This window comes from Butyrivibrio sp. TB, assembly GCF_900110805.1.
Taxonomy (GTDB): Bacteria; Bacillota; Clostridia; order Lachnospirales; family Lachnospiraceae; genus Butyrivibrio; species Butyrivibrio fibrisolvens_C.
The window spans coordinates 88,980-100,243 of the sequence record NZ_FOER01000001.1 but is presented as its reverse complement, the minus strand read 5'-3'; the positions used below and the strand labels follow the sequence as shown (position 1 = coordinate 100,243).

General features: G+C 40.8%; 6 protein-coding genes and 1 pseudogene. All 7 read right to left on the bottom strand.

Annotated features, from left to right (window positions below):
* Window positions 1-14: 14 nt before the first annotated feature.
* The 7 genes and pseudogenes from BMX21_RS00475 to BMX21_RS00445 all read right to left on the bottom strand — a co-directional run bounded on the left by BMX21_RS00475 (window position 15) and on the right by BMX21_RS00445 (window position 11,240).
* Window positions 15-971, bottom strand: a complete 957-nt coding sequence (locus BMX21_RS00475) for an ABC transporter permease (RefSeq protein WP_022754641.1) — start codon at window positions 969-971, stop codon at window positions 15-17.
* Window positions 968-2,125, bottom strand: a complete 1,158-nt coding sequence (locus tag BMX21_RS00470; protein WP_092039995.1) for an ABC transporter permease — start codon at window positions 2,123-2,125, stop codon at window positions 968-970. The genes BMX21_RS00475 and BMX21_RS00470 overlap by 4 nt, the downstream gene beginning before the upstream one ends.
* Window positions 2,122-3,660: an ABC transporter ATP-binding protein gene (locus BMX21_RS00465; RefSeq protein ID WP_092039990.1), complete on the bottom strand. Its 1,539-nt coding sequence runs from the start codon at window positions 3,658-3,660 to the stop codon at window positions 2,122-2,124. The genes BMX21_RS00470 and BMX21_RS00465 overlap by 4 nt, the downstream gene beginning before the upstream one ends.
* Window positions 3,661-3,957: 297 nt before the next feature.
* Window positions 3,958-4,992 (bottom strand): annotated as a pseudogene (locus tag BMX21_RS00460) (BMP family lipoprotein).
* A gap of 397 nt (window positions 4,993-5,389) precedes the next feature.
* Complete coding sequence (locus BMX21_RS00455) at window positions 5,390-7,660, bottom strand: ABC transporter substrate-binding protein (RefSeq protein ID WP_177173872.1); 2,271 nt, start codon at window positions 7,658-7,660, stop codon at window positions 5,390-5,392.
* Window positions 7,635-9,227: an ABC transporter permease gene (locus tag BMX21_RS00450; RefSeq protein WP_092039982.1), complete on the bottom strand. Its 1,593-nt coding sequence runs from the start codon at window positions 9,225-9,227 to the stop codon at window positions 7,635-7,637. Before BMX21_RS00450 ends, BMX21_RS00455 begins: the two co-directional genes overlap by 26 nt.
* A gap of 12 nt (window positions 9,228-9,239) precedes the next feature.
* A complete protein-coding gene (locus BMX21_RS00445) occupies window positions 9,240-11,240 on the bottom strand; it encodes an HlyD family efflux transporter periplasmic adaptor subunit (protein WP_092039978.1) in 2,001 nt (666 codons plus the stop codon).
* Between the last annotated feature and the right edge of the window lie 24 nt (window positions 11,241-11,264).

The following is an 11,264-nucleotide window of genomic DNA, read 5'->3' as shown; positions in this document are numbered from 1 at the left end:
ATAATGTCCAGTCTTTAGCGGGCACTCTTATCGTATGGAATACCCTCAGCTTTAGGTGCTCTCGAGTTCATGGATGTAAATGCAAGAACTATAAGAGAGATGATGTATGGCAACATGTTGTAGAAAGTACTTGGGAGGTTAAGCTGTTTGAAAAATGCAAAACCTGTATAAACGTTTGAAAGAGCTCTGAAGAAACCAAACAGTATAGCTGAAAGAGCGATAAGGTGTGGTTTCCACTGACCGAAGATCATAACCGCAAGTGATAAGAAACCAAATCCGGCAACGCCGTATTCGAACTTCCACTCACTAACACCGGCTGTGATATATACGATACCACCAAGTCCGCCGAACATACCTGATATAAGTACACCTGACCATCTCATACGGTTAACGCTGATACCAACGCTATCTGCAGCCTGAGGATGCTCACCGCAGGCCATAAGACGTAGACCAAATCTTGTCTTATATAAAAGTACATAAGCAACAATAAGAGCGATAACAGCAATAGCCATGAACCAGTTGAACTCAAACTTGCCAAAATAAACAAGAAGTGCTTTCTTGGCATTAACATAAGAGATTGTAGCTGATACGTTATCAGGATCAGCGATTGTATTCATAGTTTTAGCAATGATAGTTGCTACAGCTGTAGCCAGCATGTTAAGAGCGGTACCTACCAGTGTCTGGTCAGCCTTAAAATTAATGCAGGCTATACCCAGAAGGCAGGAATAGATCATTCCTGAAAGCATAGAGCAGATAACTGCTGCAAGTACTACAACTATAGCAGGAACAGAGCCATTTGCATAAGATACGTTAAAACTCTTAAGAGCAAGGGCGCCGCCGAAGGCTCCCATAACCATTATTCCTTCAAGTCCAAGGTTGATAACACCGGAGTGCTCTGCATAACAGCCTCCAAGTGCTACAAGTGTAAGAACTGATGTGAACAGAAGTGTGTATTGAATCAGAGGTATCATTTACCTTCGCCTCCTTCCTTAGCTTTATCATCTTTTGTAACTTCTACAGTAGCCTTGGCAGCTCTCTCTTCCTTGTTACGAAGGTAATTATTGATGCAATACTTAAAGAAAAGAGTAAATCCGCAAAGGTAGATGATGATAGCTGACATAAGATCAGCAATCTGAGAAGGATATACGTTAAGATTGATCTTAGATCCTCCAAGTGTGATATGCTCGATGAAATATGCTGCAAATACAGTTCCTATAGGGTTAAGACCGCCAAGGAATGTGGCTGCGATACCATTAAAGCCCATGTCCGGAACGCTTGAACTTGTAGTAGTCCACTGCTCCATACCTGTCAGGTAGTACATACCTGCACCCATACCGGCAAGAGCTCCGCCAATGATAAGAGTTATGATGATATTCTTGCTTCCCTTCATACCTGCATATTTGGCAGCTTCCTTGTTATAACCTGTAGCAATAAGAACATATCCAAGAGTTGTATTCTGCTGGATGATATAGATCACGATAGCGATGATGATAGCAAGAGGAATAGCTATTCCTACATACTTATTACCACCAAAGAGGTTTTCAAGACCAAGGCTTGGAAGAAGTGACTGCTTACTAACAGACTTGATCGGAATAGTATATGGGCTTGTTGACTCTTTGACATTGCCTGTAAGCATGTTAACAAGGTACAGTCCTATCCAGTTAAGCATGATACCGGAGATAACTTCGTTAACATTTCTGTAAGCCTTAAGGAATCCTACAATAGCTCCCCATAATGCACCTACTGCTGTAGCCAGAAGAAGGCATACAAACCATGGAAGATTCCATGCAAGTGCCGCATAAAGGCTGATACCTGCACCTACAGCATACTGTCCTGCTGCTCCGATATTGAAAAGACCGGTCTTGTAACAGAACTGAATAGAAAGACCGCACATAACAAGAGGCGCTGTCTTAACAAGTGTACTTCCAAAATTCTTGAGTCTAAGGTTTGCCTTAGATGCTGCAAGGAAATTCTGAAGGATAGTTGTCATCGCTTCATTAGCACCTGCAGGATTGATACACAGAAGTACTATATAACATATGATGACACCAAACAAAATGCACAGAAGCGATGAAAGGATCGTCTGAAAAGCATTTGATTTTAAGATATTCTTTTTAGTCTTCATGCCTTGACCTCCTCTCTCCTGGCTCCTGACATATACATACCTATCTCTTCTCTTGTAGTAGTCTTAGGATCAAGCTCACCAACGATCTCGCCCTCATACATTACAAGGATTCTGTCTGACACACTAAGAACTTCTTCAAGTTCAAGAGAAACAAGAAGAATAGCCTTACCTGCGTCACGCTCTTTAATGAGCTGACTGTGAATATATTCGATAGCTCCTACATCAAGACCACGAGTAGGCTGAACTGCTATAAGAAGATCATGGTCTCTGTCCATCTCACGGGCGATGATAGCCTTCTGCTGGTTACCACCTGACATACTTCTGGTGATAGTAGCTGTGCCCTGACCCGAACGAACATCGAACTGATCTATGAGTCTTGAAGCATAGTTCTTGATATTCTTTTTCTTAAGGAATCCAAGCTTTGTTCTGAACTCCGGCTCGAAGTATCTCTGAAGCACCATGTTATAAGCAAGTGAATAGTCAAGGACAAGTCCGTGTCTCTGACGATCTTCAGGGATATGTGAAAGTCCTGATGTATTCCTCTCACGGATACTCATCTTGGATATATCCTTGCCATCAAGAGTTATAGTTCCGCCTGTAGACTTGGTGATACCTGTGATACCGTATACAAGCTCAGACTGACCATTGCCGTCAATACCTGCTATACATACGATCTCACCTTTTCTAACCTTGAATGATACGTTGTTAACAGCATTCTTGTGATGATGGTTTGATGGAACCACAAGATTCTCAACATCAAGAACAACATCTGTAGGCTTGGCATCCTTTTTGGATACTACAAGCTGTACATCACGGCCTACCATCATCTTACTGAGCTCTTCCTTGGTAGTACTCTTGATATCAACTGTTCCTATATACTTACCACGTCTAAGAACTGTACATCTGTCAGCAACAGACATGATCTCATTGAGCTTATGAGATATGAAAAGAATTGATTTGCCTTCTTTGGCAAGATTCTTCATGATCTGCATAAGTTCATCGATCTCAGAAGGTGTAAGAACGGCTGTTGGCTCGTCGAAGATAAGAATATCATTGTCCCTGTAGAGCATCTTAAGGATCTCAGTCCTTTGCTGCATACCAACAGTAATATCCTGAATAAGCGCATCAGGATCTACCTTAAGACCGTACTTCTCAGAAAGCTCCATAACACGCTTTCTGGCTTCCTTTTTCTGTAAAAAGCCGTATTTGGTAGTTTCAACGCCCAGAATAATATTATCCAGTACAGTGAAACACTGGACAAGTTTGAAGTGCTGATGAACCATTCCTATGCCAAGATCATTGGCATCATTAGGATTGTTGATCTTAACTTCCTTACCATCTTTTTTGATGATACCTTCTTCAGGCTGATACAATCCGAAAAGAACACTCATAAGAGTACTCTTACCAGCACCGTTTTCTCCAAGAAGTGCATGGATCTCGCCCTTTTTAAGCTGCAAAGATATGTTGTCGTTTGCAACTATTCCGGGGAATCTTTTCGTGATGTTCAGCATCTCAATAGTGTAATTATCCTGCATGCTGAATTCTCCTTATATAAAATAATCGCTTCCCATTAGCGACCTGGTCTATATCATGACCACAGCTCGGTAAACCATGAAAAATAGCAACCAGAATTACTGATTGTAAATTCCATCGATTATCGAGCTCTGATCAGGATATTTTTTAATCCTTAGAATCATAATTCCAATTCATTAAAGAATCAATAGAGAAGTTAAATTTTTTATAGTAAAAATTATCAAAAGCCATTTTATAAAAAGACTGCGGAAAATTCAAGTATTTCCGCAGTCTATTTATTTTTACCTTAATAAAGCAAATTACTTAATGCTTTCCTGATATGTTCCAATCTTAACGTTCTTGCATCCAAGGGATGAAGGATCAGCATTGGAAGAATCGTTATTAACTGTAACTTCACCATTGAACATAGCTGCAACGAGTGCCTTATAATCATCTTCTGTGAAGTCATCGTTGTAGAGTGTAGAATCAGCAAGACTTACATAGTTAAGTGAAAGATCATCAGCTGAAACAAGTCCAAGATTCTGGATCTGTCCTGCATAGTTGTCCCACTCACCGTTCTGGATAGCAGAAAGAAGTGTGTTAACTGTAGCTGTAAGACCCTTACAAGCTGATGTAATTGTCATGCCTTCGCCATAAGAACCATCGATAGTACCCTGCTGGTCAACGTCAACACCGATAACCTTGCCGCCAACCTTCTGAGCTGCTTCTGCTGCAGATGTGTAGATACCGCCGCCGCATGCAAATACAACTTCTGTTCCACCCTGATACCATGTATCCATAACTGCTGTGATATCAGAATCGCCGTAGAACTGTCCGCCGTAAGCGTAGTTAACTGTTACTTCAATGCCAAGCTCAGCTGCAGCTGCGTCAGCACCCTGTACGAAACCAAGACCATAACGGATAACTGCTGGAACAGCCATACCACCAAGGAATCCAAGGTTAGTATAACCAAGCTTTACTGCTGCATAGCCAGCCATGTATCCAGGAAGTTCTTCCTGATAGATAGCTGAGAATACGTTAGGCTAAGAATACTCTTCGCCGCCATTAGCTGTATCGAAGTCATACTGTGATACGTCAAGTGCTACAAACTTAACATCAGGGTTATCTTCTGCTGTCTCTACAACTGCTTCTGCGAATGCATAACCTGGCATAACGATAACGTTATATCCCTCGTCGATAGCCTGCTCGATAGATGAAACACGGTCATCTGTTGAGTTATCAGCAGGTTTGAAGTATGAGAACTCTACTCCGTTCTCGTCACAGTAAGCTTTGCAAGCTTCGTATGTTGTCTGGTTGAATGACATATCAGTGATATCACCGTAGTCAGTAACCATAGCAACTTTCATATCTGTAACTTCTTCAGAAGAGCCTGTCTCTTCAGAACCAGTTTCTTCAGAACCTGTCTCCTCAGAACCTGTCTCCTCAGAACCTGTTTCTTCTGTTGTCTCTTCCTTATCTGTTACATCAGCATCATTGTCAGCTGAACCGCCGCAAGCTACAAGTGACATAGTCATTGCAGTTGCCATTGCAACAGAAAGAATCTTGTGCATCTTTCTCATAATAATGTCTCCTTCCTTAATACGAGTCTGTGACTCTACAAATTGTTTAAAAACAACTCAAAAATATTATACAATAAATTAATATTATTTTCATTATTATTATCAAAAATAAAACTTCCTGTACCCTCTTTTGACAAAATCAGGTACAGGAAGTTTTTGGTTCTAATAATTATCAGCTATTCTCATTAACGTAGATGTTGATCCTGCTCTGAATGATTCCGGCAACATCATCTACTGACTTTTGGCCATTAAAATATGCAGCAGCTTCTTCGGAGATGATATTGAATATCTCTTCATCATATACAACATGTTCAGTTACTCCCTCTATGAAGCCTACAATATAATCTCTTTCTGCCTGAGTCAAAGGAGTAACTTCTACTTCTGTTCCACCCACATACATAGTAGGAGTATATGTCTCTTCCACTCCTTCTTCATTAATCCAGGTTTCAGGTTTCATAGCATCGTCAGCCATTTTTTCAAATGTGCTTCTCTTTACAGGGAAATATCCATAGTCGACATATTTCTGCTGATACTCATCACTAAAGAAACTCTTAAGGAATTCCCAGCAGCCTTCCTTCTTATCAGTAGAAGCGCTTATACATATCTCATTGGTAGGTATGATGGCACTTCCTGATGATCCCTCTGCTGAGTCATTTGTAGGGAAGCCAATCATAGTAACATCTTCGCCAAATGTTCCTCTAAGAACATCCTTATAGGAATCGAAATCGCCCAAATACTCAAGTTCTGCAAGAGCTTTTCCTTTTCTCCAATAGTCCGAAGTATCTTCATAGTTGGAGTAGTCATAATCTTCAGGGAACTCCTTCATAAATGTAAGGAATTCTTTGAACTCATCCGAATCAAAGTAACACTCGTGCTTGTCCCAATTGATATATGACGAAGCATTAAGATATACAGCCATACTCATGATATTATTTCTGGTATATCCAAGTCCGAACATATCCTTGTATTCTATTCCTTTAGAATCAGCGATCTGCTTCATCTCTTTCATAGTCCATGATGTCTTACCTCCTACAGCAGATGTCGCAACTGCTATAGTATAAACCGAGAACGCAGGCACAAGTGAATAGAGTTTGCCATCTCTTCTAAAAGAATCAAAAACATTCTGAAGATAATCATCCGGGACGAATTCGCTGTCCGCCTCAATCAGCGGATCCAGATCCATAAATATATCCTTGGCTACATAAGCCTCCATAGGAAGCTCCGTGGACGCAAGCACGATATCCGGAACATTACCGGCAACTATATCTGTATTAAGTTTGGTAACACCGGCACCATAGTCATTATCCGTGTCATATAGAGAATAGTCAGTGACAGATATACGATATTTAGGATTGGACTTGTTAAAATCCACAATAGCATTTCTTACTGTCGAATCCATCCAGTAACATGCAAGAGTGATTATCTCCTGAGACTTGGCTTCTTCGGCAGGCACTTTCACAACTTTAGTAAGCTTATATGTATAATCTTCCTCATCCATAAGAAGAAGGAGAAACTCTGTATCTGAAAGCTGAACAGCACCTTCTACCATGTCAGAGTTTATATCTGAATCAATATAAGAGCAGCAATATGTTACATCGCTATCTCCATAGTTGTAGGTATAAATTCCGTCTCTTGCAAGAAGAAGAAGGTCCGAATAAGTACCCTGAAGGCAGTAAGAATAATTGCTAAAGCTTCCGGGGAATTCAATATCTTTGCCGACCTTACCATCATCCAGGCTGAATTCCTGAAGTTTGTATACGTCATCATCCCAAGTATATATAAGTACATTGTTGTCCTTTGGAACAATCTGCTGCAGGTATTCAACACCTGTATCATAATCCTTTATGAGTTTGCCATCTTCCTCGGAAAACAGGCCAATCTTACTTCCACCATATGTAAGAACGCCCCTGCCTTCAATTATATAGATGCCATCCCCTGTTATATCTGTATCAGTAATTTGGCTCTGCCACAGCTGTTCTCCTTCCGAAGAATATTTTTCCAGATAATAGTCATCGTAATTATCTTCATCTTCCCCGTAGTTGTACACATTTTTGACCATATAGAAATTGCCATCGCCATCACAGATTGCCTGATTGAAATAGATGGTTTCATTCTCGCTTGAAGCCTTGGCAGAAACAGAGAACTGCTTCACGTCAGTTCCATCTTCCTTAAAGCTTAAAAACTTAAATTCTCCATTTCCATCATCACTGCCATATGACTGACCATATACATAAACTCGATCTTTGTAGGCGCCAATTCTATTTAATTCACTCACATCTGCTTCTTCAGAAAGTGTAAACTTATCTTCTCTGTAGATATGGTCATAATCTGCAACATTGTCAGTTGATCCCTTCTGGGCTCCTTTTTTGCCGCATCCGGTAAATACAGTTGCTGTCAGTGTAAGGCATAAAGCCAGACTAACTAGTTTTCTTGATTTTACCATTGCCTTTTCTCCTTTTCTTGTGTGACTGAAAATCATATATTGCGTCATTAACTTTCTTAACAATATCCCTGGTCTTCCAGGTTCTGTTGTTGTACCAGCTTACCACTATCCATACTAATAGTAGGAAAGCTATAACATATAGTATAAGCTCAGCCATTACTACCATAGCCAGAATATCTTCCCAGCCTCTTGCAATATTCTCCCAATATGGATATGAGAATTCTGTCAGCTGCATCGATCTTGCCGGGAAGGCTTTAAAGATACTGATCAAAGGTCCAAACGAAAATCTCATTCTGGAATCCATTACAATAATGTCATCATTATCTTTAAATCCAAGTTTATCTTTGACAAGGTTTGTTGCATAGTTATCAACCGAGTCAGGCATTATCAGTTCATAGCATGCTATACCTGCTACACCGCTTAGATTAGTAGAAATTATACTGATGCTATCAGCTTCTGCTCTCTCACCATAGGAAAGAGGCTGTATAACATCAGGTACTGACCCTGACGATCCTGAATAATTTCCTCCGGAATAAGAAGATCTTTGCGCTGTAGCTGGTCCTGTTTCTGTGGCAGACGCAGGAGATGTATCTGTTCCTGTTTCGCTGCCTGCTTCGCCAGATGAGCTTGCCGAAGATGTACCACCTGCGTCGTTATTATCTGATGAAGTAGTTGTACCATTTGAACTTCCTGATCCGGTGCCTGTGGACTGACCAGATCCACCTGAAGCTGTAGCACTGCCGGATACTCCGGAAGAAGTATCAGGTGTACTACCTCCTGTATCACCGGAAGATTTAGAACCTGATGATGTAGATCCGCCAGAGCCTTCTTCTGATCCCGAATACATATACATGCCTTCTTCGTTTGGATCTATACTCTGAATCTGACCACCATCAAAGCTACTTGAATCCACAGTTCCATATATCACAAGTGTCTGAAATGATACATATACTATAGGCTTATCAAGTCCTGCCGCCTTGGCGATCTTGCCGCTTTGTCTTCTGACAACGCCGCATATATAGTGTGGGATACCGCCTATATCTACAACCTGTCCGATGATATCACTTGATCCAAAAAGGTTCCAGGCAGTATCTTCATCAATAACTATCTGATCCTTCATATCGGCTTCGGGATCAAAGTAAGAGCCCTTTATAAGAGTTGCAGGATGTATATAGAAGAACTTGCCGCCCACTCCAACTGCTTTTACGTCAACGCTCTTACTTTCACGTGATATGGTCACTCGCCCCGGCGCACTGTAACAATATACAAGCTCATCGCCTTCCTCTTTGAGAGCAGCTTCCTGCAAAGCTTTAAGTATCTTATAATTATATTCCCTGATAGAATCAGGTGTCACACTAAGCGAATGGTTGAAGTAAATACTTATCTGTCCATAGCTTCCGTCATCAATCCAGTTCCTCCATCCGTTTTGGTCAGGCAGAGATGAAACTGCATAATCTTTATATGCTCCAAGGAGCAAGGCTACAACCAGTATTAAGACAAGAGCTATGAGACGCTTTCCATACGGGCTTAGTGCTCTTTTGACTTTTCGTAATAGTTTTTTGATCATAATAAACCCGTCTTATGAATTAGTATCCTGAAGTCTTACCTGATCTCCTGAAGAAATAGGCGCTGTTGAAGTTGTAATAACATATGAATACGGATCGATATTACCTGTAATGGCAGTGTTGGCATCATCTGATGCTACAACTGTCACATCAGCCCTTCTTGCAATATAACGGTTACCAAAAGGTGTGCTTCTGGAATCAAGTATCAGGACGAACTTACCATTATTATCTTCTCTTATGGCACTGTTAGGTACTACAAGGTCATAGGTTACAGCGTTCTCTCCAAGTACAAGGCTAAGGCTCTGTCCTGCAGAAAGATCTGTTCCGGACACTTCAAAGTTAAGAACTTTATGACCATTAGGGTCACTTGAGTCATTGGTTATGGATGTAAGTACTGCAGAAAGGTCTGAATATGCCCATGCATTCTGAGCTGACGCAGCCTGCCCTACTTTGACTTTCTTGGCCTGCTCTGTTGTAACAGAAAAACTCATAGTCAGAACCTGACCTTCAAGCTGTATGGTAGCCATAGTCTCGTTAGCTTTAGTATTCTCGCCTGCCTTATAGGCTACATTAGTGATAGTACCTGCAACAGGAGCATTAACTGTAGCTCCTATAGCTGTCTCTTCGAGCTTATCAACCTTGGCCTTAGCCTGTTCATAATCAGTTCTCTTCTGAACAAGTGCTATCTCAGCTGTTATCTTGGCAAGAACTTCTTTTCTTGCAGTTTCTGCTTTAGTGAGAGCTGCAGCTGTCTGGTTCTTGTTCTCCTTTGCTGACTCTATAAGTCCGTCATAATAGGAAGCATTTCTTGTCTCAAGATTGCCAAAATCAGCAAGTTTAGCCTTTTCCCTTTCAGCTACGCCTTTTTTACTCTCAGCTACGTATTTATTATCTATCGCCTCGCGATATGAGTTGTACTCAGTGATAAAATCCTCGGAGCTGTCTTCATAGACTTGAGCGTCTGTACCATATGAAGCTTCAAACTTATTGATTATCTCATCATACTTCTCAATCTCTTCAGTAAGATTGGTGATCTGCTCTTCAAGGAGCTTTTGCTGATATACAATGTCCGCATCAGACATTGTAGTAGTTCCTGATGTAGCCTTGTCCCTGTCTTCATCTGCAGTTACATACAGGGATGCTATTTTCTTATAATATTCATACTCATCAATTTGAGCCTGAACATCTGTATCTGTCTGAAGTGCTGCTGAGTAGTTCTCATTGGCCTCAGCAAGTTCTTTTAAAAATGAATCAAAAGAAAGTGCAGATCCATTCTTAATAGCCAGTATGTCATCAGCGGGGATATCTGCTGAAAAGAGTGCCAGATCATATGCATCCTTAGCATCCTCTGCTGCTGTCTTTGCAGCTTCAAGCTCCTCTGACTCTGCATCTTCCAGAGTAAAAAGGACCTGATCTTTCTTTACGGTCTGACCCACCTTAACTTCTACAGTAGCAATCTTACGAGTCTGTGTGATCACAACGTCATAAGTACTACCTGCAGTAAGAGTTCCCGTACCTCTGATAGATGGTGCTATCTCGCTGCTGGCAACATAAGATGTAGCCACCTGAGGAAGCGTGACATTCATAATAGTATTGGAAAAAAGAGTAAGCACAAGAAGGATTGCAAGGAAAGCAATTGCTATATTTTTAATAGCATCCTTCCTCTTCTGGGCCTTGTATTCCTGAGGTGTCATACCCTTTGGAATCCTTGCATCCCTTTTTAGCTTCTTAGCATTCATTCGCCTTGTTTCTTCTTCAAAGGCTTTCTCAAGATCATCAACATCTTCATCGTCTTCTTCATCCGATCTTTCATCTGATCCGTTATCAGAATACTCATCTTCTGATGTAGTATCCTGCTCATTGTCTATATCTCTTTCGTATTTTTCTTTTTCACTAATACTATTGTCATTATCTGTTTTTAACCCGTCTGATATTATTCCTGTTATCTCTTCATTATCCGATTCATTGCCGATAACGTCAGATCGATTTTTGTCAAATTTCTTGTCCTTACTCATACATCCTCCCGTTTATAAATAATG

What these genes read in the sequence shown, in the direction of transcription:
- BMX21_RS00475 (WP_022754641.1), bottom strand. Translation starts at nt 971, where the DNA reads ATGATACCTCTGATTCAATACACACTTCTGTTCACATCAGTTCTTACA.
- BMX21_RS00470 (WP_092039995.1), bottom strand. Translation starts at nt 2,125, where the DNA reads ATGAAGACTAAAAAGAATATCTTAAAATCAAATGCTTTTCAGACGATC.
- BMX21_RS00465 (WP_092039990.1), bottom strand. Translation starts at nt 3,660, where the DNA reads ATGCAGGATAATTACACTATTGAGATGCTGAACATCACGAAAAGATTC.
- BMX21_RS00455 (WP_177173872.1), bottom strand. Translation starts at nt 7,660, where the DNA reads ATGGTAAAATCAAGAAAACTAGTTAGTCTGGCTTTATGCCTTACACTG.
- BMX21_RS00450 (WP_092039982.1), bottom strand. Translation starts at nt 9,227, where the DNA reads ATGATCAAAAAACTATTACGAAAAGTCAAAAGAGCACTAAGCCCGTAT.
- BMX21_RS00445 (WP_092039978.1), bottom strand. Translation starts at nt 11,240, where the DNA reads ATGAGTAAGGACAAGAAATTTGACAAAAATCGATCTGACGTTATCGGC.